Below are 22823 nucleotides of genomic sequence, written 5' to 3'. Positions count from 1 at the left end.
GCGCGGGTCTCACACGGTGACGACGACCTTGCCGCGGGCCCGGCCCTCCGCCACATGCCGGACGGCCTCGGGGACCTCCTCCAGCGCGTACGTCCTGTCGATGACCGGCGTGACCTCGCCGGCCTCGATGAGCTCGGCCAGGAGCCGCAGGTCGTCCTGACGCTGGGTGGAGAACAGCCCGCGCAGCCGCTGGCCGATGAACGGCGCCAGCAGGAGCGCCCTCAGCATGCGATCCGTGCCGCCGAGCCAACGTCCTTTCCCTTCGCCTCCGACGATGACGAGGGTCCCCCGGGGGGTGAGGGCACGTCGGAGGTGCGACAACGAGCGAAGGCCCGCGGTGTCGAGGATGAGGTCGTAGCGGTGCCCCGCGTCCGCGAAGTCGTCGCGCGTGTAGTCGACGACGTCGTCCGCGCCGATCGACCGGACCAGTTCCGTCTTCGTCGTGCTGCACACGCCGGTGACGTGCGCTCCGAACGCCTTGGCCAGTTGCACCGCGAACGTCCCCACGCCTCCCGCCGCGCCGATGATCAGGACCCTCTGTCCCGGCCGCACCTCTCCCTTGTCGCGAAGACTCTGGAGGGCCGTGCACCCGGAGACGGGGACGGCCGCCGCCTGCTCGAAGGTGAGGTTCGCCGGTTTCGGCGCGAGCCTGTCCTGCCGGGCGCACGCGTACTCGGCGAAGGCGCCGTCGCAGGAGCCGAACACCTGGTCACCCGGCTTGAACCGGGTCACGTTCCTCCCGGCCCTCTCGACCCGCCCCGCCATGTCCATGCCCCGGACACGGGTCCTGGGCGCACGGAGCCCGTAGCCGAGGCGGACGGCGTACGGCAGGCCCGTCGTGAGGTGCCAGACGCCCGGATCGACGCCGGCCGCGTGGACGCGGACGAGCACCTCGTCGTCCCCCGGCTCCGGCATGTCGACGTCATCGAGTCGCAGGACGCCGGGCGGGCCGTACCTGTCGTGCGCGATCGCCTTCATGGCGTTTCTCCTTCGCTGTCGCCGTACTGGAACACCTCGTCGAGCGGAACGCCGAACACCCGGGCGATCTGGAAGGCCATCTCCAGAGAGGGGGAGTAGCGGCCCTGTTCGATGGCGATGACGGTCTGGCGGGTCACGCCGATGCGACGGGCCAGTTCCGCCTGTGTCATCTCGCCGTCCGCGAATCGCAGGGACCGGATCGTGTTGGTGACCCGGGTCGGCTTCACCACGTCTGGAAGCCCCCGCGGTAGGCGAAGATCTTGGCCGTCGATCCGAGGAGCGACGACAGGACGAACATCAGATAGATCACGTTGGCGATCCAGAAGTAGTCGAGCTCGGCCATCGCCATGGCGAGCGCCGCCACGCCGCCGATGACGACGAACGACTGGCCGATGTGTTCGCCGAACCGGTTGATCTCCCGGTCGCGCTGGTCCTTCTGGTCGGCCTCTTCGGGCGAGGCGATCGCGACCACGATGTGGAGCACGATCGACGCCACGACCGCGCCGCCGACGGTCCACAGCAGCGCCCCCGCGTACGGAACCTCGGCGAGCGGGATGTCGCCCGCCCGCCCCAGGACGACGGCGAGGTAGGTCGCGTACGCGACGATCGTGACCACCACCATGATCCACGCGCGTTTCTCTTCGAATGCCATGGCTTGAATGTAAAGCAACCCGGACATGATGTCTAGTTTTCTTTACATCGATTGCGCGGGACGTCCGTCCTGTCTTCATGGTGCGGTTTTCCCCACCCCCCGGACTCCGGTGATCCATCCGGGGCCCGGCGGCCGGCCACATGGCCCCCGCACCCGCCGCTTCGTAGGTTCGTCTCATGAACGCAGCTGATCTTGACGGAATCACCGGGTGGGCGATCGGACTGATGGAGGGGTTCGGGGCGCCGGGAGCGGGCCTGGCGATCGCTCTGGAGAATCTCTTCCCGCCACTGCCGAGCGAGGTGATCCTGCCCCTGGCGGGCTTCACCGCGAGCAGGGGCGACATGAGTCTCGTCGCCGCTCTGTGCTGGACGACCCTGGGATCGGTGATCGGGGCGCTCGCGCTCTACTGGGTCGGCGCGCTGCTCGGGCGGGAGCGTACGGTGGCGATCGCGGCGAGGCTGCCCCTGGTCAAGGTCGCCGACATCGAGAAGGCGGAGGCATGGTTCGGCCGGCATGGTGCGAAGACGGTGTTCCTCGGGCGGATGATCCCGCTGTTCCGCAGCCTCATCTCGGTTCCCGCGGGCGTGGAGCGCATGCCGATGGGCACCTTCCTCGCCCTCACCCTCTCCGGGAGTCTCATCTGGAATACGATCTTCGTGATGGCGGGATATCTGCTCGGGGAGAGCTGGCCTCTGGTGGAGCAGTACGTGGGGATCCTGTCCAAGGTCGTCGTGGTGGCGGTGGTCGTGGCCGTGGCCGGTTTCGTCGCCGTCCGGCTGCGCGAGCGCCACGGCGCGGGCAGACACGCCCGGTGACGCGTGGTGCGAGCCGCGGAGCCGTCCATGCCTGAGCGGCGGGAACGTCTGATCACGCGGGCGGCACGGGCGGGGCGGGTGCTGGCGGCGCTCGTCCTGGGGACGCTGACCGCCGCGGTCGAAATCGTCTTCCTCCTCGTGGCCGGGCCCATCCTGCTCGTGTCGCGCGTCCATCGGCGGCCGGGGCCGGCGTCGGCGCGACTGGTTCTCCTCGCCGCCGGCGGGCTGGCCGAACTGGAGGTCCGGCGGCTGGGCCTGTTCGGCGGCCAGGTCGTCTCCGCACACCGCGGAGGCCGGGCGATCGCCTACCTCGCCGTCCGATGGCTCGTCGGCGTGCTGGGCGGCCTGGTGCTGTTCCTGCTGGGCCTCGGCGCCGCCACCGGGGTGTCGTTCGTGGCCGGGTGGGCGCGGGGAGAGAGCCCGGACGGCATCCCGCCCACCCCCTGGATCGTGGCCTATCTCGCGGTCGCCGGGGTGGTCATGCTCTTCCTCGACATCATGGGGATCGTCGGGGTCGCGGCCCTGGAACTGGGGATCGCCCGGCGTTTCCTCGGCCCGAGTTCCACCGAGGCGCTGGAACGGCGCGTCGCCGAACTGGCGGAGAGCCGGGCGGGCATCGTGACCGTGGTCGACCAGGAGCGGCGCCGGATCGAACGGGACCTCCACGACGGGGTCCAGCAGCGGCTCGTGGCCCTGGCCCTGCTGATCGGCCGGGCCCGGAGGGGACGCTCGCAGGAACATCTGGAGGATCTCCTCCGCCAGGCCCAGCAGGAGGCCCAGGAGGCGCTGAACGAGTTGCGCGACGTGGCCTGGCGGATCTACCCGAGCGGACTCGACTCCCTCGGCCTGCACGACGCGCTCTCGGCCGTCGCGGGACGAGCCGGTGTCCCGGTCACCGTCCGGTACGGCCTGGCCCGGCGTCCCGCGGGCACGGTCGAGACCGCCGCCTACTTCGTCGTACGGGAGGCCGTCGCCAACGCGGCCAAGCATTCGGGGGCAGGGGAGGTCGTCGTAGAGATCAAGGAGGAGGGCGGAATGATCGTCGTGCGGGTGAGCGACGACGGATCCGGCGGTGCCGATCCGTCGGGCGGCGGACTGTCCGGTCTGGCGCGCAGAGTCGCCGCCCTCGACGGGCGCTTCGCCGTGGACAGCCCCCTGAGCGGCCCGACGATCATCACCGCGGAGTTCCCATGCGACTGATTCTCGCTGAGGATTCGACGTTGCTCCGTGAAGGACTGATCCGGCTGCTCGTCGAGGAGGGGCACGAGGTCGTCGCCGCGGTCGGTGACGGGCAGGCGCTGCTCGACGCCGTCGACGCGCACCGCCCCGACCTGGTGGTCGTGGACATCCGTATGCCGCCCACGCACACCGACGAGGGCCTGCGGGCCGCGCTGGAGATCCGCCGCCGCCGGCCGGGCATCGCCGTCCTGGTGCTCTCCCAGTACGTCGAGAAGCGCTACGCCACGGAGCTGATCACCGCGGACACCGCCGGAGTGGGATATCTGCTGAAGGACCGGGTCGCCCAGGTCGGCGAGTTCATGGACGCGCTGGAACGGGTCGGGGCGGGAGGCGCGGCCTTCGACCCGGAGGTGGTGCGGCAGCTCCTCGCCAGGACGACCCACACCGATCCGCTCAGTCACCTGACGCCGCGTGAAAGGGAGGTGCTCGACGCGATGGCGCAGGGTTACACGAACGCCTCGATCGCCGAGCTCCTCCACGTCTCCCAGAGCGCGGTCGAAAAGCACATCAGTGCGATCTTCGACAAGCTCGAGCTGTCGCACACCTCGGGGTACAGCCTGCGCGTGCTCGCCGTCCTCCGCTATCTCGGCAGCTGACCGGCCGCCCATCGGTCTCCGGCCGGCGCGGACGATGCGCCCGCGCCGGGCGGAGACCGGGAGAGTCCCGCCCGTCAGTGCGGTGCGTTGCCGGCCACTTCCGGCGCGGGCGGCTCGGCCTCGACGGCGGACGTCCCGTCGCCGCCTCCCTGCCCGTCTCGCTGCCCGTCCCGCCGGGTCTTGAGGATGCTGGCCAGCGTGGTGACGCCGAGGACCGACACGATGACGCCGAGGGAGACCCAGTTGTTGATCTCCGGCACCCAGGTGACGTGCTCGCCGCCGTTGATGAACGGCAACTCGTTCTCGTGCAGGGCGTGCATCACCAGCTTGACGCCGATGAAGCCGAGGATGACCGCCAGGCCGTGGGAGAGGTAGACGAGCTTCTCCACCAGTCCGCCGAGCAGGAAGTAGAGCTGCCTGAGCCCCATCAGGGCGAACGCGTTGGCCGCGAAGACCAGGAACGCGTCCTGGGTGATGCCGAAGATGGCCGGGATGGAGTCGACGGCGAAGACGAGGTCCGCCCCGCCGATGGCGACGATGACGATGAACATCGGGGTCACCCAGCGCCGGCCGTCCCGTTTGATCGTCAGCCGTGACCCGTGGTAGTCGTCCGTCACCGGGAACAGTTTGCGGACCAGGCGTACGAGGCCCCCATTGGGGTCGTACTCCTCGGACTCCTGTTTGTCGGAGGCGAACTTCCAGGCGGTGTAGATGAGGATTCCGCCGAAGATCCAGAAGATCCAGCTGAAGTTCTGGACTGCCTGCGCGCCCACGCCGATGAAGACGCCCCGCATGACCAGCGCCATCATGATCCCGATGAGCAGCACCCGGTGCTGATGGATCTCGGGCACCGCGAAGTTCGTCATGATGATCATGAAGATGAAGAGGTTGTCGACGCTCAGCGAATACTCGGTGATGTATCCGGTGGCGAAGCCGGCCGCCTGGTCGCTTCCCCCGAAGATCCATACGCCGATTCCGAAGGCCACGGCGCAGCCGATGTAGAACGCGACCCACTTCGCCGCCTCGGCCACGCTGATCTTGTGAGGTTTCCGGTCGACCACGACGAGGTCGAGCAGGATGAGTGCGAGCAGACCGGCCAGGGCCGCGGCCCAGACCCAAGCGGGCACGGACATAGGTGGTGGCATGCGTGATCCTCCGACTGGGCGTTGGTACGTCTGTCGGAGGTCTTCTCCGCTCGCCTCGGGCGAGCCGGCCGCGCCGGGACGTTACAGTCCGTGATGACGACGGGCCGCGAAGGAGTACTCCCCTCCACTGTCTCGGGCCCATTTTCCCCGTAACACGTGGTGCAGGTCAAGGCGGGTGGACACGGTGCGCCCGGTGTCGGCCACGGTGCGTCGCCGAAAGTGCCGGTCAGAGCGGGCCGAAAGCCCCGGTCGGAGGGGCCGGGCGTCGGCGGTGGGCGACGGACAGGACGACGTCGACGAGCCGCTCGGCCGCGTCCGGGCGGCCGTGCTCCCGCGCCCGCGCCGCCATCCCGGAGCGCATGCGCGGGTCGGCGAGCAGGGGGGCGACCGCCTCCTGCAGGCGGGCGGGGGTCACCTCGCCGAGCAGGGCGATCGCGGCCCCGGACTCGTGCAGGTGACGCGCGTTGTGAGCCTGCTCCCCGCCGGCTGAGGCGGCCAGCGGTATGAGCACCGCGGCCTTGCCCAGCGCGGTCAGTTCGGCGATCGTTCCGGCGCCGGACCGGGAGACGACCACGTCGGCCAGAGCCAGGACGTCGGGCAGTTCGGGGCCGATGTAGTCGGTGAGGTGGTAGCGGGCCGCCAGGGCCGGCGGGAGTCCGGCGACGCGGCTCCGGAGGTCCAGAAGGTTCGCCGGGCCGCACTGGTGGATCACGTTGGCATGGGCGAGCAGCCACGGGAGCACGGCCAGGATCAGCCCGTTGATCTGCTGCGACCCCTGGGCTCCACCGGTGACGTACACGGTGGGCCGGGCGTGGTCGAAGGCGAAGCCGTGCGGGCGCAGGACGTCGACGGCCTTGCCGGGATGGCCTGTCAGCACCTCGGGCCGTACCGGGTTGCCGGTGACGACGGCGGCCTCCCGGGCCGAGTCGGGCAGCAGCGGCAGAGTCGAGTCGGACGACACCGCCACGCGTGTCGCCGCGCGGGCGAGCATCCTGTTGGCGAGGCCGAGCCGGACCGTCTGCTCGTGGACGACGAGAGGGCGGCGGCACATCTTCGCGGCGAGTCCCACGGGGACGGCGACGTAGCCGCCGGTGGCCAGGACGACGTCCGGGCGGAAGTCGGAGACGATCGACCGTGCCTGCGCGACGCCGAGCGGGACGCGCCCCATGTCTTTGACGTTGGCCGGTGAGACCAGTTTCAGCGGGTTGCGGGAGCGGCGCACCTTCCCGGTCGCGACCTCCGCGAACGGGATGCCTTCGCTCGCCGCCACACGGGCCTCGAGCCCGCTGGCCGTGCCGACCCACAGCACCTGCAGTGCCTCACCCCTGGCGGCGAGCCGGGCCTGCAGGCTGCGCACCGCGGTGAGGGCCGGATAGGTGTGGCCGCCCGTCCCGCCCCCGGTGACGATCAGGCGGAAGGGCGGCTCAGGGCTGTTCATGGGGCTCCGACTCTGGCGACGCGATGGACGCAGCAAGAATACGTGCGACGTCGTGCCGGGATGATCCGGGTCGCCGTCGCGTGCGGTCGACGGGCCCTCGCACCGGCGGGTCACCCCGCCTCCCGTGCGGAGGAGCCTGCCCCGCGGACGAGCCTGCCGGCCAGGGCCGGCAGGCTCGCACACGGTTCCTCAGGAGGCCTCGCGGCGCAGGCGCAGGGTCAGCACCTGGAACGGCCGGAGCCTGATCGGGATGCCGCCGTCGGCGTCCACGGCGACCTGCTCGCCGTCCAGCGGGCGCTCCAGCAGGTCGTCCACCTCCACCGCGGTGACGGGGAAGGCCGGGAGCAGCCGTGTGACGCCCCGGCCGCCCAGTGACTCGTACACCCGGACGATCACGTCGCCCGAGCGGTCGTCCGCCAGCTTGACCGCCTCGATCCGTACGGCACGGCCCTCCGCCGTCACCAGCGGCGCGGAGGAGTCGCCCGTCCCGCCCGGCGTCACCCGGAGGGGCATGTTGAGGGCGTATCCCGACGCCACGGCGTCGGCGACGGTCGCGCCCGGAACCAGCGCGTAGGTCAGGCGGTGCCCGCCCTGGTCGGCCTCGGGGTCGGGGACGCGGGGCGCCCTGACCAGGCTGAGCCGGGCGGTCGTGGTGGTCCCCCCGTCCGGCCGGGTGGTGCGGCCGACGTCGTGGCCGTACGTGGAGTCGTTGGCGACGGCCACGCCGTACCCGGGCTCGGCGAGGTGGATCCAGCGATGGTTGGAGACCTCGAACCTGGCCGCGTCCCAGCTGGTGTTGGTGTGGGTCGCGCGGAAGATGTGGCCGTACTGGATCTCGGCCGCCGAGCGGTCGGCGTGCACGTCCAGCGGGAACGCCGCCTTGAGGATCTTCTCGCGCTCGTGCCAGTCGATCTCGGTCTCGATCTCGATCCGCGGGCTGCCGGCCTTCACCCGGACCGTCTGGACGATCCGCGAGGCGCCGAAGGAGCGCTCGATCCTGACGGCGGCGACGAGCGGCCCGCTCTCGACGACGGTGACCGAGTCGGCCTCGGTGAGGTCGACGTGCTGCCGCCGGTAGTGCCGGTCGATGTCCCAGGCGTCCCAGTGGTTCGGGAAGTCGGTGTGGAGCTGCAGCAGGTTGCCCCGGGATCCGGGAGCCAGCACCTCGCGGTCCGCCACCAGGTCCCTGACCGAGCTGAACAGCCCCGCCTCGTCGATCTCCACCCGGACCACGCCGTTGTCGATCGTCGTCCCCGTCACGGTGACGGGCGCGGGAGGCGTCGCCGAGCCGCCGAGCCGTACGGCGCCGGAACCGGGCACCTCGGCGAAGACGGCGGCCGATCCGTCGGCGAGCGTCTGGCCGGCGTGCCCGGTGAGATCGGCCGCGAGCTCGCCGGGGACGGTCACCACCTCGGCGCGCGCCTCGGGGCTGGTGTTCAGCACCCACGCGGACCGCCCGGCCCCGGCCAGTGCCGCGGCCGCCGCGGAGATGATCGCCTCGAGGTCGGCGCGGACCTGGGCGTAGGTCGCCTCGGCCTCGCGGTGCACCCATGCGATCGAGCTGCCCGGCAGGATGTCGTGGAACTGGTGCAGCAGCACGATCTTCCAGAGGCGGTCCAGCTCCTCGTGCGGGTAGGCGAACCCGGCGTACACGGAGGCGGTCGCCGCCCACAGCTCCGCCTCGCGCAGCAGGTGCTCACTGCGCCGGTTGCCCGCCTTGGTCCTGGCCTGGCTGGTGTAGGTGGCGCGGTGCAGCTCCAGGTAGAGCTCGCCGGACCAGACGGCCGCGTCGGGCTGCTCGGCACGGGCCGCGGCGAAGAACTCGTTGGGGTCCTCGATCACGACCCGCGGGGATCCTTCGAGGTCGCGCAGGCGCCGGGCCTTCTCCAGCATCTCGCGGGTGGGGCCGCCACCGCCGTCCCCGTGGCCGAAGGGCAGCAGCGAGCGCACGCCCGCGCCCTTCTCCGCGTAGTTCCTTACGGCGTGCGCCAGTTCCTCGCCCTTGAACGTGCCGTTGTAGGTGTCGGCGGGCGGGAAGTGCGTGAAGATGCGGGTGCCGTCGATGCCCTCCCACCAGAACGTGTGGTGGGGGAACTTGTTGGTCTGGTTCCAGGAGATCTTCTGGGTGAGGAACCAGTCGTTCCCGGCGAGGCGGGCGAGCTGCGGGTACGCGGCGGAGTAACCGAAGGAGTCGGGCAGCCAGACGCCGCGGGTCTCCACCCCGAACTCGTCCATGAAGAACCGCTTGCCGTGGACGAGCTGACGGGCCAGGGCCTCGCCGCCGGGCAGGTTGCCGTCGGCCTCCACCCACATGCCGCCGACGGGCACCCACTGGCCCGCCTTGACCGCTTCGCGCATCCGCTCGAAGATCTCCGGGTAACGCTCCTTGACCCACGCGTACTGCTGGGCCTGCGGTCCGGAGAAGACGAACTCGGGGTAGTCCTTGGCCAGCGCCGTGACGTTGGAGAAGGTCCGGGAGGTCTTCCGCTTGGTCTCCCTGATCGGCCACAACCACGCGCTGTCGATGTGCGCGTGCCCGGTCGCGGAGACGGTGTGCGCGCTGGCGTGCGCGGGGGAGGACAACACGTCCACGAGGAGCGCCCGCGCCTGCTCGGCCGTACCGGAGACGTCCTGGATGTCGATGGCGTCCATGCAGCGCTCGAGCGCGCGGAGGATCTGGTGCCTGCGCGGGCTGTCGGTGGGCAGCTCCGCCATGAGCTCCTTGAGCACCTCGATGTCCAGGCGCAGGTGCCAGACGTTCTCGTCGAGGACGGCGAGGTCGGCGTAGGCCAGCCGGTAGAGCGGCTCGTCCCCGGCCGTGGCCTTGTCGCCCAGCGGCGTCGGGAGGAAGTCGCCGGCCAGGATGTCGGGGTTGGCGGCCATCTCCAGCAGGAACCCGACCTGCTCGCCGCCCTCGCTGGGGCCGGCGACGGGGACGTACTGGTTCTGCGGCTCGATTCCCTTGACGGGCCGTCCGCCGAGATCGTAGACGAGCGCCTCGGCCTGGCCGCCCGGCCAGTCGCCGATGAAGCCCAGGTCGAAGACGGCCTCGACCCGGCGCCCGGCCCATTCGGCGGGCACGGTGCCGGTCGCGCGCAGCCAGGTGGTGGACCACGGCCGGCCCCAGCGAGTGCCCGCCTCGAACGGCTCGTAGTCCGCGGCCAGCGCCTCCGCCACGGGCACGGGCTCGTCGGGGACGTGCCACGCCGCCAGTGTCAGCGGGACGCGCTCGGCGTGGATCGCGGGGGTGACGCGCTGCCGCAGCACCCGGTCGATCCGCGCCTCGACGAGCTCGCGGTCATCGTGCATCGGTGTTCAGTTCCTTCCGCGGAGGTAGCCGAGCTGAGGAAGCTCCTGTTCGTAACGTTCCAGGAGCCGTCCGGCAAGTTTGACGGAGTCGACGAGCGGGTGAACGGCCAGGGCGCGCACAGCGGCCTGCCGGGAGCCGGTGGCGGCCGCCTCGATGATCGCCCGCTCGACCGCCTTGACGCTGGTGACCAGGCCCTGGGCGTGGTCGGGGAGCGGGTCGACGGCCAAGGGCCGGGCGCCGTTGGCGTCCACGAAGCAGGGCACCTCGACCACGGCGTCACCGTCGAGCGCGGCGATGGAGCCGCGGTTGCGGACGTTGAGGATGAGCGTCGTGCGCTCGTCGAGGGCGATCGCCCGCATGAGCGCGAGGGCGACCTGCTCGTAGCCGCCGGACTCCAGGTCGCAGGACTCGCGTTCCCCGGCGCCGACCGCCTCGCGGTTCTCCGCCATGTAAGTGGTCTCGCGCTCCAGCCGGGTGCTCTCCCACAGGGCCAGCGCCGAGCCGGTCGTCTCCGTGTAGAAACGCCGCTGCTGGTCGATGAGCAGCGCCCCCCGCGTCTGCCGGGCCGCCCTCGCGGCCGTCACGGCCTCGCGGTTGAAGTAGTAGTAGTGCAGGTACTCGTTGGGGATGGCGCCGATCGTGCGCAGCCACTCGGCGCCGAAGAGCTTGCCCTCCTCGAAGGAGGTCAGGGCGTCGTCGTCCTGGAGCAGGCCGGGCAGCAGGTCACGGCCTTCGACCCGTACGGCGCGCAGCCAGCCCAGGTGGTTGAGGCCCGCGTAATCGAGCCAGACGGCGGCCGGATCCACGCCGAGCGCGGACGCGACACGGCGGCCCAGCCCGACCGGTGAGTCGCAGATGCCGATGACGCGGTCGCCGAGATGGCGGGACATCGCCTCGGTGACCGTGCCGGCCGGGTTGGTGAAGTTGATGACCCAGGCGTCGGGGGCGAGCGCGGCGACCCTGCGGGCGATGTGGTCGGCCACCGGGAGCGTGCGCAGGCCGTAGACGATGCCGCCGGCCCCCACCGTCTCCTGGCCGAGCACGCCCTCCTGGAGCGCGACCCGCTCGTCCACGGCACGGCCTTCGAGACCGCCGACGCGGATCGCGGAGAAGACGAAGTCCGCTCCGGTGAGAGCCTCGTCGAGGTCGGTGGTGACGCGCACCTCCGGGGCGTCGGCGACGCCCTCCGCCTGCTCGGCGAGCACCCGGCCGATCGTCGCCATCCGGGAGGCGTCCAGGTCGTACAGGGTGACGTGGGTCACCCGGCCCTTCCCCCTGTCCTCCAGGAGCGCCCGGTAGACCAGTGGGACCCGGAAGCCCCCGCCACCGAGAATGGTCAGCCTCATACCTCGATCACCTCTACCCCCGCCTCGCGCAACGCGGTGCCGGTCACCGGCTCCACGGGCGCGTTCGTCACCACGATGTTCAGATCACCTGGCTCACAGACCTTGGCCATGCCCGTCCCGGGGAACTTGCCGACGTCGGCGACCAGGACCACCTGGTCACTTACGGCGATCATGGCCCGTTTGACCGGGACCTCCACCACGGTGGTGTCCATGACGTGCCCTCCGGGACGGATCCCGCTGGTTCCGAGGATCAGCCGGTCCGCGTGGACCTGCCGCAGGTTGTCCTCGGTCAGGAAGCCGACCAGCGACCGGTAGTCACGCCGCAACATCCCACCCAGAAGCATGATCTGGATGTCCTCCTCGTCCTGGAGCTCGTCCAGGACGGCGAGGCTGCTCGTGATCACGGTGATCGAGCGGCCCTTCAGCTGCCGGGCCACCCGATGCGCGGTCGTCCCTATGTCCAGCAGGACGGTCTCGCCGTCCTTGACCAGCTCCGCGCAGCGCCGTGCGATCGCGTCCTTCTCCGCCGACCTGACCTCCGCGACGTCCACGAACGGATCGTCCCTGTCGTCGATCGGCATCGCGCCGCCGTGCACCCGCCTGAGCAGCCCTTCCTCGCCGAGCTGCACGAGGTCGCGCCGGATGGTCGCGTGACTCGCGTCCAGCCGTTCCGCGAGCAGCTCGACGGTGGCCGGGCCATCGGCTCGGAGGATGCGCAATATCAACTCGTGCCGTCGGTCCCTGAGCATGTCAGTGACCTTAGCGTGCAAACTCGCTCACATCCATAGGTCGATATGAGCAATTTCGGTCAGACTCTTGCTAAAGGAGTGCTCATGGGTGCACGATCCTGCGTACTCGGTCGGTGCGTTCCGGCCCAAATCAGTTCATTATTCTCACAAGGTGGGTAATGCCGCATGACCGCAGACGTGGATGTGTTCCTGTCTGGGCTGCTCTTCTACGACCTGGTCTTCACCGGGCTGGAGGGCGCGCCCAAGCTGGGCACTGAGACGTGGACCACGGGCATGGCGTCGGGGCCCGGCGGCATCGCCAACTTCGCCGTCACGCTCGGACGGCTCGGTCTGCGCACATCACTGGCGGCCGCGTTCGGAGACGACTCCTATGGCCGTTACTGCTGGGACACCCTCGAGTCCGAGGGCGTCGACCTGTCGCCGTCGCGGCGTCTGACCGGCTGGAACACGCCGGTGACCGTCTCGCTGGCCTACCAGGGGGACCGGGCGCTGGTGACCCACGGCGCCGAACCGCCGGGAGGCCCCGAAGGGCTGCTCGGCGAGCCGCCGGCGGCCCGGGCGTCGATCGTCCATCTCGGCACGGGTCCCGCCCGCGGCAGCGGCCTGATCTTCGCCGACCTGGGCTGGGACCCCTCCCAGGAATGGTCGCCGGAGATGCTCGACCAGCTCGCCGGATGCCACGCCTTCATGCCCAACGCGTACGAGGCGATGAGCTACACCCGGACCGACACTCCCGAGGCCGCGCTGGCGAAGCTGGCCGAGTTGGTGCCGCTGGCGGTCGTCACCTGCGGAGTCGAGGGCGTGCTGGCCGTCGACTCCACCACAGGTGAGTCCGCCCGGGTCCCGGGGCTCTCCGTGGACGCGATCGACCCGACCGGCGCCGGCGACGTGTTCGGAGCGAGCCTCGTCGCCGGCACGCTCGCCGGCTGGCCGCTCGCCGACCGGCTGCGTTTTGCCAACCTGTCCGCCGCGCTGTCCGTGCAGGGCATCGGCGGATCGCTGGCGGCGCCCGGCTGGTCCGGAATCGCCCGCTGGTGGCGCGACGTCACCGATCCGGATCTCCGCCGGGCGCACGCATTCCTCTCCGATGTCATCCCTGATTGAAAGGCCCTGATATGGAACTCTCCCGGAGAAGGCTTCTTCAGGTCGCACTTGTTTCCGCCGGCTCGGCGGCGCTGGCCGCGTGCGGCTCCGGCTCCGGTTCGGGGGCGGACGCCAAGGAGTTGACGCTCTGGTACTGGGGTGGGGGCCTCAGCGACAAGGTCGTCGCGGACGCGGTGAAGCAGTTCACGCAGACGAAGCTGAAGCCCTCGGTGATCGGCGGCGACTTCAAGCAGAAGCTGGTGACCACCCTGACCGGCCGCAAGTTCGTCCCGGACATCACCGGGGTCAAGGGCGAGGACATCGCGTCGCTGCTGGTCCAGGCCGACCGGTTCATCGACCTCAACACGCTGGGCGCCGACAAGCTCGCCTCCCAGTTCGTGGACTGGAAGTGGAAGCAGGGCTCGACCAAGGACGGCAAGCTCATCGGCTTCCCGATCGACATCGGCCCCACCGCGATGTACTACCGCCCGGCCGACTTCGAGAAGGCGGGGCTGCCCTCGAAGCCCGAGGACGTGGCCGCGGCCATGTCCACCTGGGACGACTACTACGCGGCCGGCGTGAAGATGAAGCAGGCGAACACCGGCGCCAGCATGGTCATGGACATCCCCACGATCTTCCAGATGGTCATCGGCCAGGGGACCAAGCGCTTCATCGACGAGAGCGGCAAGTTCATCGGCGACCAGGACCACATCCGCAACGCCTGGGACCTGGCGATCAAGCCCATCCAGCTCGGCATCGCCGCCCCGCAGGCCGGCGAGAGCGACCAGTTCACGGCCGCCAGCAGGGGCAAGTCGCCGTCCTTGTTCGGCGCCGCGTGGCGCGGGCAGGACCTCAAGAACGCCCTCCCCGACGACACGGGCAACTGGCGGGTGGCCTCCATGCCCGGCGGCCCCTCCAACTACGGCGGCTCGTTCCTGGCCCTGCCCAGGGAGTGCCGCAACCCCCAGCTGGCCTTCCAGATCGTCACGTGGCTCCTCAGCCCGGAGAACCAGGGTCGCGGCTTCACCGACGCGGCGCTCTTCCCCTCCAGCCCGGCCGCCTACACGCTGCCCGCGCTGACCGCTCCGGACCCGTACTTCGGCGGGCAGAAGACCGTCGAGGTCTTCGGAGAGGCCGCGCAGAAGATCCCGGCCAGCTACGAGGCGCCGGCCGACGCCGCGGTGTCCGCGCCGTACTTCGACGAAGTCCTCAGCGTCTGGGCGAAGGGCAAGAACCCCGACACCGCGTGGGCCGACGCGGTGAGCAAGGCCAAGGAGATCGCCGAGCGCCAGGGTGTGAACTGACATGACCGACACCCGCACGACGCCTCCCCGCGAGGCTCCCCCTGGGGCACGCCCCGCGGCGGGGCGCCGGCGGGGGGCGTTGAGAACCTACTGGCCGCACTACCTGGCCATCTCGCCGTTCTACGTGCTGTTCCTGGTGTTCGGCCTGGTGCCGGTGCTCTTCTCGCTGTACCTCGCGTTCCAGCGCTGGGACGGCATCGGCGACATGCAGTTCGTGGGACTTCGCAACTTCGAGTTCCTCGTGAAGGACTCCACGTTCTGGTTGTCGCTGTACAACACCTTCGTGATCTGGATCATGTCCACGGTCCCGATGTTGTTCCTGGCGCTGGTGCTCGCGGTCCTGCTCAACTCCAAGGTCCGCTTCACCTCGGTCTATCGGATCGCGTACTTCATCCCGAACGTCACCTCGCTGGTGGCCATCGCCATCGTCTTCGGCGCGGTCTTCAGCACCAACCAGGGCCTGATCAACGCGATCCTGGGCTCGTTGCACATCGGCGCGGTGCCGTGGCTGAGCAACGAGTGGACGATCAAACTCGTCATCGCCAGTCTCATCACCTGGCAGTGGACGGGCTACAACGCGATCCTCTACCTGGCCGGCCTTCAGGCGATCCCGACGGAGATGTACGAGGCGGCCAAGATCGACGGAGCGGGGCCGGTCCAGACGTTCTTCCGGATCACCGTTCCGCAGCTCCGGCCGATCATCCTGTTCACCGTCGTCGTCTCGACGATCAACGGGATGCAGACCTTCACCGAGCCGCAGGTCCTGTTCGGCGGCAACGCCTCGATCAACCCCAATTCCGGCGGGCCGGGACAGGCGGGCCTCACCGCGATCCTCTACTTCTACCGCGAGGCCTTCAGCAACAACGACTACGGGTACGGCGCCGCCATCGCCTGGGCCGTCTTCGTGGTGATCCTGCTGTTCACGGCCATCAACTGGCGCCTCGTCCAGCGCCGCGACAAGGGGGCGGCGTAGTGACCGCGACACGGGTGAAGAAGCTCGCCCTGCATCTGGCGCTGCTCGCGGGCGTCCTCGTCTCCCTGTTTCCGTTCTACTGGACCGCCGTCATGGCGACCAACACGACGCGGGACATGTACCGGACGCCGCCGAAGCTCGTCTTCGGCCCCGAGTTGTTCTCCAACATCGCCCGGGTCTTCGAGAACATCGACTTCATGGGGTCGCTGCTCAACACGGTCATCGTGGCGTGCTCCACGACCGTGCTGGTCCTGTTCTTCGACTCGCTCGCGGCCTTCACCTTCGCGAAGTACAAGTTCCCCGGGCACCGGGCGCTGTTCGGCGTCCTGCTGCTCACGTTCATGCTCCCGGCGCAGCTGTCGCTGATCCCGCAGTTCGTGATCATGGTCAACATCGGCTGGGTGGGCACCGTCAAGGCGCTCATCATCCCCGCCGCGGCCAACGCCTTCGGCATCTTCTGGATGCGCCAGTACATCCAGGGTGCGGTGCCGGACGATCTGATCGCCGCCGCCCGCCTCGACGGCGCCGGGTTCTTCCGGCAGTACTGGAACGTCGCGCTGCCGATCATCCGCCCCGGACTGGCGTTCCTGGGCATCTTCACCTTCATCGGCGCCTGGAACGACTACGCCTGGCCGCTGATCGTCATGACCGACCCGTCGAACGTGACCCTCCAGGTGGCGCTCTCGCAGCTCAACACGTCGCACAACACGGACTTCAGCATGGTCATGGCCGGTGCGCTCCTCGCCATCGCGCCGCTGGTCGTGGTGTTCGCCGTGTTCGCCCGCGGGTTCGTCGCCGACGCCATGAAGGGAGCGCTGCGTGGCTGACACGCCCGTCTGGTCGGCCCCGGAGATCAGCGGATGGCGCCGCCTGCCCGCGCACGCCGTACCGCGTCAGGGGATCACGCTGGACGGCCGGTGGCGCTTCCAGCTCCTGCCGCGTCCGGACGCGGCCCTGTCCGGCCGGTGGACGGAGATCGACGTCCCCGGCTGCTGGACGATGCAGGACTTCGACGACATCCACGGCGTGGGCGACCTGCCGCAGTACACCAACTTCCAGATGCCCTGGCCTGATCTCCCGCCGCGCCCCCCGTCGGCCAACCCGACGGGCGTCTACGAGCGGGAGGTCGACGTGCCCGCGGAGTGGGCTGGGCGTCGGGTGGTCCTGCACGTCGGAGCCGCGGAGAGCGTCCTGCTCGCCAGGGTGAACGGGATCGACGTCGGCATGGGCAAGGACTCCCACCTCGCGGGGGAGTTCGACGTGACCGACGCCGTACGGCCCGGCGAGCCCAACACCATCGGGCTCACGGTGGTCAAGTGGTCCGACGCCACCTTCGTCGAAGACCAGGACCAGTGGTGGCACGGCGGCGTGACCCGCCCCGTGCACCTCTACGCCACCGACCCGCTGCATCTCGACGACGTCCACATCAGGGCCGGCCTCGCCGACGGCGGAGCCGGGGACCTGGCCGTGGAGGTCCGGGTGAGGTCGGCGGCGGGCCTGCTGCCCGACGGATGGCGCGTGTCCGCAATGCTGGACGCCGCCGGGCCCTCCGCCGAGCCGGCCGAACTGGGGATCGACGAGGAGTTCCACGCGCTGGCCGCCGAGCGGGAGCAGGTCTCCGGCTGGCTCGGCCGGGTCCGGCTGCGCGCGACCGTGCCCGCCGTACAGGCGTGGAGTGCGGAGACGCCGGAGCTGTACGGCCTGACCGTGCGCCTGTTCCGCCCGGACGGCACCGTCGCCGACGAGTCGCGGCACCGGGTCGGGTTCAGGACGGTCGAGATCGTGGGCAGGGATCTGCTGGTCAACGGCGTCCGCGTCTACATCAGAGGGGTCAACAGGCACGACTTCCACCCGCGGACGGGCCGGGTGGTCTCGGCCGAGGACATGCGCGCCGACCTCGTGACGATCAAGCGGTTCGGCTTCAACGCCGTGCGCACCTCTCACTATCCGAACGACCCCGTGCTCCTCGACCTCGCGGACGAGCTGGGCCTCTACGTCGTCGACGAGGCGAACGTCGAGAGCCACGCCTACGCCACCGAGCTCGCCGACGACCCGGTCTACCTGCCCGCCTTCCTCGACCGGGTGTCCCGGATGGTCCGCAGGGACAAGAACCACCCGTCCGTCGTCATCTGGTCGCTCGGCAACGAGAGCGACTACGGCGTCAACCACGACGCCGCGGCCGGCTGGCTGCGCGGCTACGACCCGACGCGCCCGCTGCAGTACGAAGGCGCCGTCAGGTACGACTACGAGAACGGCAAGGCCGCGAGCGACATCGCGTGCCCGATGTACGCCTCCATCGACGACATCGTGGGGTACGCCCGCTCGGGGAGACAGACCCGGCCGCTCATCCTGTGCGAGTACTCGCACGCGATGGGCAACAGCAACGGCTCCCTGTCCGACTACTGGGCGGCCATCGAGTCCACCCCCGGTCTGCAGGGCGGCTTCATCTGGGAGTTCTGGGACCACGGCCTGCTGCAGCGGGTCGCCGACGGCCGTCCCGCGGCCGACGGCGGCTACGAGGCGGGAGTCACGGAGCCCGGCTACCGGTGGGCCTACGGCGGCGACTTCGGCGACCGCCCGAACGACGGCAACTTCTGCCTCGACGGTGTGGTCTTCCCCGACCGCACGCCGAAGCCGGTGATGTTCGAGCATCGCGAGCTCGCCGCGCCCGTGCGGATCGAGCTCGCGGCCGAGTCCGGCGGCCGGGCGCGGGTGCTGGTCCACAATAGGCAGGACTTCCGGGACCTCTCGTGGCTGACCGCCGTATGGGACCTGACGGCGGCCGGTCGCACAGCGGGGGCTGCCGACCGGTTCCGGACGGTCCCGGCCGTTTTGCCGCCGATCCCGCCGGGCGGCTCCGCGGTGGTCGAGGTGCCGTCCGAGCTGCTCGCCGAGCTGTCTGGGCCGTCCTCGCCCGGCGAGGTGTGGCTGACCCTGCGCGTGGCCACCCGGGACGACCTGCTGTGGGCGCCCGCGGGAACCACGGTGTGCCTTCCGCAGGTCCGGCTGCGTGACGAGAGCCGTGACCTGCCCGCCCGCGCGGGCACCCCCGTCTCCGACGGGGGAGCGGACGCGGGCGCCGGTGGGGGAGCGGGGGCGGACCCGGGCGCCGGCTCGTGGCCGGTCGAGGTCGACGGGGAAGGGCTGCTCGTCCATCCTCTGCTGGCGAGCCCGCCCATGCTCAGCCTCTGGCGGGCCCCGACCGACAACGACCGCATCGGCGGGCTCGCCGCCCGCTGGGAGGAGCAGGGTCTGCACGCGCTGACCCGCGAACCCCTCGATGTCGTACGGCAGGCCGACCGGGTCGTCGTCCGCGCCCGTTACGTGGCGGCGGGGGGAGTCTCGATCGCGCATGAGCAGGTCCTCACGCCGGTGGCCGGCGGCGTCCTGATCGAGGAGACCGCCGTGTTGCCCGACGTGCTGGCCGACGTGCCCCGTGTCGGCTCGGTGTGGGAGACGGCGGCCGGATTCGACGATTTCGAATGGTTCGGGCAGGGCCCCTGGGAGACCTATCCCGACCGGCGCGCGGGCGGTCCGATCGGCGCGTACCGTGCGAGGGTGGACCGGCTCTTCACGCCGTACGCCCGGCCGCAGGAGAGCGGCGGCAGGCACGCGGTGCGCCGGTTCGCCCTGACCGGTGACGCGGCACGCCTCGCCGTACATCTCGACGAGCCGCGCCAGGTGAGCGTCACACGTCACCGGGACGGCGATCTCGCGGCGGCCCTTCACCACGACGAACTCGTCCCTCTGACGCGGTGCGTCGTCCACGTCGACGCCGCCCACCGCGGCCTGGGCACCGCCTCCTGCGGGCCCGACACATTGGCCCCCTACCTCGTCGGTCCCGGCACCTACACCTGGTCCTGGGTCCTGTCCTTCACGTGAAGCGGAGGAGTCTCTTGGAAGTCACGACGACACGGGTGGCGAGCGCCCCTGTGAACTTCGGGATCTACCGGCACGACACCGACCTGATCGGCCCCGGCGAACTGCTCGCCGGGATGGCCGAGGCCGGATACGACGGGGTCGACTCCGGCCCGATCGGCTACCTGGGAGCGGGCGATCTCGCGCGGGCGGGCCTCGGGCTGGCGGGCGGCTGGGTCGACCTGAGGTACGGCGACGCCGCCGGGTTCGACGCCGACCTCACCGGCCTGCGGGCGGCGCTCGAGGTGTTCGCGAGCGTCCCCGTGGACGACCCCCGTTTCGCCCCCAGGCCGACGCTTGCCTGCCCGAGCAACGTCGCCAGGTTCGCGCGTCCCGGAGGCGCGGCCCCCGGGATCGCCGCTGAGGACTGGCCGGAGTTCGCCGCCCGGGTGCAGGCCGCGGCCGAGGTGTGCCGTGAGGCCGGCCTGGAACCGGCCTTCCACTACCACCTCGGCACCGACGTGGAGACGCCGGAGGACGTCGAAAGGCTCCTCGAGCTCACCGACGTCGGGATCTGCCTCGACACCGGCCACCTCTGGCTCGCGGGAGGCGACCCCGTCGCCGCGCTCAGGGCCTGGTCCGGTCGCGTGACACAGGTCCACGTCAAGGACGCCGACCGTGCGGTTCTCGCCCGGGGCGGCGACCTGACCACGGCGGTGGCGAACGGCTGCTTCCCCGCGCTGGGACGGGGTGAGGTGGACATCGCCGGGTTCGCCGACGTGCTCCGCGAGGTCGGCTATCAGGGCTGGATCGTGATCGAGCAGGACGCGCCCGCCACCGGCCAGGACCTCGGCGCGATCCTCGCCGACCAGCGGGCCAACCGGGACCTTCTGAGGAGCGTGGGCCTGTGAGGCTCAAGGTGGCGGTGGCCGGGCTCGGCGTCATCGCGCAGACGGTGCACCTGCCCCTGCTGGAGCGGCGCGGCGACCTGTTCGAGGTGGTCGCCCTCTGCGACCTGTCGGCCTCGCTGACCGCGCGGATGGCCGACCGGTACGGCGTGGCCGGGCGCTACACCGACGTGACGGAGATGCTCGACGCGGGCGGCTTCGACGCCGTGCTGGTGCTGACGTCGGGTTCGCACGGGCGCGTGGTCGTCGACGCGCTCCGCCGGGGCTACGCCGTACTGTGCGAGAAGCCTCTCGCCTACACCCGCGCGGAGGCGGCCGAGATCGCGGAACTGGAGGATCCCGGGCGACCCCGGCTGATGGTCGGGTACATGAAGCAGTACGACCCCGCCGTGCAGCGGGTCGCCGGACGGGCCGCCGACGTGCGTGCCGTCCAGGTGACCGTGCTCCATCCGAGCGACCGGTCGCAGTTGGCGTTCGCCCGGCTCCCGGAACCGCCCGCAGACGTGCCCGCCGAGGTTCTCGACAGGTTCCGGGCCCGGGAGGACGAGCTGATCCGCGCCGCCATCGGGGACGCCCCGCCCGAGGCGCGCGGGCTCTACACGACCATCCTCAACAGCATCTGCCACGATCTGTCGCTGCTGCGCCTTCTCGCGGGCGGACCGTCGGGCGTCGACCACGTGACGACCTGGCCTGGAGCGGGCGGGCGCTCGGTCGAGATGGCGGGCCCGTTGCGCGCCGGTGGGCGTTATGCCATCCATTGGCATTATCTGGAGGACTATCCCGCCTACCGGGAGACCGTGGCCGTGCACCACGCCACCGGCACCTTCGAGATGGTCTTCCCCACGCCGTACCTGCTGGGCGCGTCCACCCGGCTCACCGACGTGAGCGCCGAAGGGCGGGTGGCGTTCAGCGACGTCACCCCGTCCTTCGAACGTGAACTCGCGGCCTTCCACGCGATGGTGACCTCCGGGGTACCGCCTCTCACCGGAGTGCCGGGAGCCTTGGAGGACATCGTGACCGCGCAGCAAGCGGTGACCAGGCTGCTCGAACTCAACGACCTCCCCCCCACCACCGGCGAATCCACCACCCCCACAACCCCCGCCACCCCCATAACCCCCGCGTGATCATGCACACATTCGCATGAAGGCCCCCTGACCTGCCCGAACTTTAACCGTGATCATGCACAAGTTCGTGATCTACATGGTCGACCAGCGAAGACTCTCTCCGTGATCATGCGCAGGTTCGGGTGGGGGGCCGGTGAGCAGGCGAATCGTCTTTCGTGATCATGCAGTGTCACGCTCGGCCGGCCGTACATCTTGGGCGGCCCTGTTCGCATGCCCCTGACTTTGCATGATCACGGATGATGTCGTCCCAGTTCAGGGGCCGTTTCCCGGAAAGTGTGCATGATCACGGGTGGAGATTCCGCTGGTCATGCCCGCAGCTCACGAATCCGTGCATGATCACGGCGGGAGTGTTTGCTGCTCAGGCGGGCAATCCACGAACCTGTGCATGATCACGCCCCAGGTGGGGGGGGTCAGTCCTTGGGCAGTGAATGGGCGAGGAAGGTTCGGATCAGGGCGGTGACCTCGTCCAGTGCGCTCTCGAGGAGGAAGTGGCCACCCTCGAGGAGATGGATCCGGGCGTCGGGCAGGTCGTCGGCGAAGGCCAGAGCGCCCGGAGGGCCGAAGATCTCATCGCCCTGTCCCCAGACGGCGAGCAGGGGCGTCTGCCGCGAGCGAAGGTATTCGTGCAGGCGCGGGTAGAGCGGGAGATTGGTCGCGTAATCCAGGAACAGGGCCAGTTGGACGCGGTCGTTGCCCGGGCGTGAGACCAGGTCGAAGTCGTGATGCCACGTGTCCGGGCTGACGACGGTCTCGTCCTGCACCCCGGTGACGTACTGCCACTTGATCGCCTCGAGGGTGAGGGCCTGCCGGATGGCCGTCTCGGTCTCCGGGGTCTGCTCGCGCTGGTAGGCCCAGACGGTCTCCCAGAAGTTCTCGACGAACCCGGCATCGTAGGCGTTGCCGCTCTGGGTGATGATCGCCGTGATCGCGTCGGGCCGGTTCAGGGCGAGCCGCCATCCGATCGGGGCGCCGTAGTCCTGGACATAGATGGCGTAGCGGGAGACCCCCAACTGGCTCAGCAGACCCTCGGTCAGTTCGGTGAGCGCGTCGAAGGTGTAGTCGAACTCGTCGGCGGACGGCGCGTCGGACAGCCCGAAGCCCAGGTGGTCGGGGGCGATGACGTGGTACCGGTCCGCCAGGGCCGGGATGAGATCGCGGAACATGAACGAGCTGGTCGGAAAGCCGTGCAGCAACACGAGCACGGGTGCGTCGGCCGGTCCGGCCTCCCGGTAGAAGAGCCGCCGGCCCTGCACGGTCGCGTAACGGTGGTGGACGTTCCCCATAACTAACCCCCATGAGTGGCTT

General features: G+C 70.3%; 19 protein-coding genes. 10 read left to right on the top strand and 9 right to left on the bottom strand.

Features of this window, described 5'->3' with window-relative positions; translation table 11 throughout:
• Nucleotides 1-9 precede the first annotated feature (9 nt).
• The 3 genes from Psi02_RS15180 to Psi02_RS15170 are packed head-to-tail and all read right to left on the bottom strand — an operon-like array spanning nt 10 to nt 1630.
• Complete coding sequence (locus Psi02_RS15180) at nt 10-978, bottom strand: NAD(P)-dependent alcohol dehydrogenase (RefSeq protein WP_203974586.1); 969 nt, start codon at nt 976-978, stop codon at nt 10-12.
• The gene (locus Psi02_RS15175) at nt 975-1208 is read right to left on the bottom strand and encodes a helix-turn-helix transcriptional regulator (RefSeq protein ID WP_203974585.1); all 234 of its coding nucleotides are present in this window, start codon (nt 1206-1208) and stop codon (nt 975-977) included. The genes Psi02_RS15180 and Psi02_RS15175 overlap by 4 nt, the downstream gene beginning before the upstream one ends.
• The gene (locus tag Psi02_RS15170; RefSeq protein ID WP_203974584.1) at nt 1202-1630 is read right to left on the bottom strand and encodes a hypothetical protein; all 429 of its coding nucleotides are present in this window, start codon (nt 1628-1630) and stop codon (nt 1202-1204) included. Before Psi02_RS15170 ends, Psi02_RS15175 begins: the two co-directional genes overlap by 7 nt.
• A 176-nt stretch (nt 1631-1806) precedes the next feature.
• On the opposite strand from Psi02_RS15170, the gene Psi02_RS15165 reads away from it, so the two are divergent.
• The 3 genes from Psi02_RS15165 to Psi02_RS15155 are packed head-to-tail and all read left to right on the top strand — an operon-like array spanning nt 1807 to nt 4280.
• Nucleotides 1807-2445: a DedA family protein gene (locus Psi02_RS15165; RefSeq protein WP_203974583.1), complete on the top strand. Its 639-nt coding sequence runs from the start codon at nt 1807-1809 to the stop codon at nt 2443-2445.
• A 27-nt stretch (nt 2446-2472) separates the two neighbouring features.
• Nucleotides 2473-3645, top strand: a complete 1173-nt coding sequence (locus tag Psi02_RS15160; RefSeq protein WP_203974582.1) for a sensor histidine kinase — start codon at nt 2473-2475, stop codon at nt 3643-3645.
• Nucleotides 3636-4280 (top strand): response regulator, encoded by a 645-nt coding sequence (locus tag Psi02_RS15155; RefSeq protein WP_203974581.1) that lies wholly within the window; start codon nt 3636-3638, stop codon nt 4278-4280. The genes Psi02_RS15160 and Psi02_RS15155 overlap by 10 nt, the downstream gene beginning before the upstream one ends.
• A 74-nt stretch (nt 4281-4354) precedes the next feature.
• On the opposite strand, the gene Psi02_RS15150 is transcribed toward Psi02_RS15155, so the two are convergent.
• From Psi02_RS15150 to Psi02_RS15130, 5 genes are all read right to left on the bottom strand, one after another.
• Nucleotides 4355-5413, bottom strand: coding sequence for a TerC family protein (locus tag Psi02_RS15150; RefSeq protein ID WP_203974579.1), 1059 nt, complete (start codon nt 5411-5413; stop codon nt 4355-4357).
• Nucleotides 5414-5651: 238 nt separating this feature from the next.
• The gene (locus tag Psi02_RS15145; RefSeq protein ID WP_203974577.1) at nt 5652-6863 is read right to left on the bottom strand and encodes a UDP-N-acetylglucosamine--N-acetylmuramyl-(pentapeptide) pyrophosphoryl-undecaprenol N-acetylglucosamine transferase; all 1212 of its coding nucleotides are present in this window, start codon (nt 6861-6863) and stop codon (nt 5652-5654) included.
• Nucleotides 6864-7052: 189 nt separating this feature from the next.
• On the bottom strand, nt 7053-10172 hold the full coding sequence (locus Psi02_RS15140; protein WP_203974575.1) for an alpha-mannosidase: 3120 nt from the start codon (nt 10170-10172) through the stop codon (nt 7053-7055).
• Between the two features lie 6 nt (nt 10173-10178).
• The gene (locus tag Psi02_RS15135; protein ID WP_203974573.1) at nt 10179-11519 is read right to left on the bottom strand and encodes a 6-phospho-beta-glucosidase; all 1341 of its coding nucleotides are present in this window, start codon (nt 11517-11519) and stop codon (nt 10179-10181) included.
• Nucleotides 11516-12268, bottom strand: a complete 753-nt coding sequence (locus Psi02_RS15130; RefSeq protein ID WP_203974571.1) for a DeoR/GlpR family DNA-binding transcription regulator — start codon at nt 12266-12268, stop codon at nt 11516-11518. Before Psi02_RS15130 ends, Psi02_RS15135 begins: the two co-directional genes overlap by 4 nt.
• A 165-nt stretch (nt 12269-12433) precedes the next feature.
• Here Psi02_RS15130 and Psi02_RS15125 point away from each other — a divergent pair, with 165 nt between their 5' ends.
• The 7 genes from Psi02_RS15125 to Psi02_RS15095 are packed head-to-tail and all read left to right on the top strand — an operon-like array spanning nt 12434 to nt 21518.
• On the top strand, nt 12434-13372 hold the full coding sequence (locus Psi02_RS15125) for a carbohydrate kinase family protein (RefSeq protein ID WP_203974569.1): 939 nt from the start codon (nt 12434-12436) through the stop codon (nt 13370-13372).
• Entirely contained in the window at nt 13369-14655 is a 1287-nt protein-coding gene (locus Psi02_RS15120) for an ABC transporter substrate-binding protein (protein ID WP_203974567.1), read from the top strand. Before Psi02_RS15125 ends, Psi02_RS15120 begins: the two co-directional genes overlap by 4 nt.
• Before the next feature lies 1 nt (nt 14656).
• Complete coding sequence (locus tag Psi02_RS15115) at nt 14657-15628, top strand: carbohydrate ABC transporter permease (protein ID WP_203974565.1); 972 nt, start codon at nt 14657-14659, stop codon at nt 15626-15628.
• Nucleotides 15628-16455 carry a carbohydrate ABC transporter permease gene (locus Psi02_RS15110; protein WP_203974563.1) on the top strand — a complete coding sequence of 276 codons (828 nt, stop codon included), beginning with the start codon at nt 15628-15630 and terminating at the stop codon, nt 16453-16455. Before Psi02_RS15115 ends, Psi02_RS15110 begins: the two co-directional genes overlap by 1 nt.
• Nucleotides 16448-19510 carry a glycoside hydrolase family 2 TIM barrel-domain containing protein gene (locus tag Psi02_RS15105; protein WP_203974561.1) on the top strand — a complete coding sequence of 1021 codons (3063 nt, stop codon included), beginning with the start codon at nt 16448-16450 and terminating at the stop codon, nt 19508-19510. Before Psi02_RS15110 ends, Psi02_RS15105 begins: the two co-directional genes overlap by 8 nt.
• 14 nt (nt 19511-19524) lie before the next feature.
• The gene (locus tag Psi02_RS15100; protein WP_239094901.1) at nt 19525-20397 is read left to right on the top strand and encodes a sugar phosphate isomerase/epimerase family protein; all 873 of its coding nucleotides are present in this window, start codon (nt 19525-19527) and stop codon (nt 20395-20397) included.
• Complete coding sequence (locus Psi02_RS15095) at nt 20394-21518, top strand: Gfo/Idh/MocA family protein (protein WP_203974559.1); 1125 nt, start codon at nt 20394-20396, stop codon at nt 21516-21518. The genes Psi02_RS15100 and Psi02_RS15095 overlap by 4 nt, the downstream gene beginning before the upstream one ends.
• A gap of 410 nt (nt 21519-21928) precedes the next feature.
• On the opposite strand, the gene Psi02_RS15090 is transcribed toward Psi02_RS15095, so the two are convergent.
• Nucleotides 21929-22801 (bottom strand): alpha/beta fold hydrolase, encoded by an 873-nt coding sequence (locus tag Psi02_RS15090; RefSeq protein ID WP_203974557.1) that lies wholly within the window; start codon nt 22799-22801, stop codon nt 21929-21931.
• Between the last annotated feature and the right edge of the window lie 22 nt (nt 22802-22823).

This window comes from Planotetraspora silvatica (genome assembly GCF_016863315.1).
In the GTDB taxonomy this organism is placed as follows: Bacteria; Actinomycetota; Actinomycetes; order Streptosporangiales; family Streptosporangiaceae; genus Planotetraspora; species Planotetraspora silvatica.
This window is presented reverse-complemented; position numbering and strand designations above follow the sequence as displayed.

Excerpts from the sequence above, each read along its gene's own strand:
- Psi02_RS15130 (WP_203974571.1), bottom strand. The coding sequence starts at position 12,268 with ATGCTCAGGGACCGACGGCACGAGTTGATATTGCGCATCCTCCGAGCC.
- Psi02_RS15170 (WP_203974584.1), bottom strand. The coding sequence starts at position 1,630 with ATGGCATTCGAAGAGAAACGCGCGTGGATCATGGTGGTGGTCACGATC.
- Psi02_RS15135 (WP_203974573.1), bottom strand. The coding sequence starts at position 11,519 with ATGAGGCTGACCATTCTCGGTGGCGGGGGCTTCCGGGTCCCACTGGTC.
- Psi02_RS15155 (WP_203974581.1), top strand. The coding sequence starts at position 3,636 with ATGCGACTGATTCTCGCTGAGGATTCGACGTTGCTCCGTGAAGGACTG.
- Psi02_RS15115 (WP_203974565.1), top strand. The coding sequence starts at position 14,657 with ATGACCGACACCCGCACGACGCCTCCCCGCGAGGCTCCCCCTGGGGCA.
- Psi02_RS15145 (WP_203974577.1), bottom strand. The coding sequence starts at position 6,863 with ATGAACAGCCCTGAGCCGCCCTTCCGCCTGATCGTCACCGGGGGCGGG.
- Psi02_RS15150 (WP_203974579.1), bottom strand. The coding sequence starts at position 5,413 with ATGTCCGTGCCCGCTTGGGTCTGGGCCGCGGCCCTGGCCGGTCTGCTC.
- Psi02_RS15090 (WP_203974557.1), bottom strand. The coding sequence starts at position 22,801 with ATGGGGAACGTCCACCACCGTTACGCGACCGTGCAGGGCCGGCGGCTC.
- Psi02_RS15140 (WP_203974575.1), bottom strand. The coding sequence starts at position 10,172 with ATGCACGATGACCGCGAGCTCGTCGAGGCGCGGATCGACCGGGTGCTG.
- Psi02_RS15125 (WP_203974569.1), top strand. The coding sequence starts at position 12,434 with ATGACCGCAGACGTGGATGTGTTCCTGTCTGGGCTGCTCTTCTACGAC.
- Psi02_RS15160 (WP_203974582.1), top strand. The coding sequence starts at position 2,473 with ATGCCTGAGCGGCGGGAACGTCTGATCACGCGGGCGGCACGGGCGGGG.
- Psi02_RS15180 (WP_203974586.1), bottom strand. The coding sequence starts at position 978 with ATGAAGGCGATCGCGCACGACAGGTACGGCCCGCCCGGCGTCCTGCGA.
- Psi02_RS15165 (WP_203974583.1), top strand. The coding sequence starts at position 1,807 with ATGAACGCAGCTGATCTTGACGGAATCACCGGGTGGGCGATCGGACTG.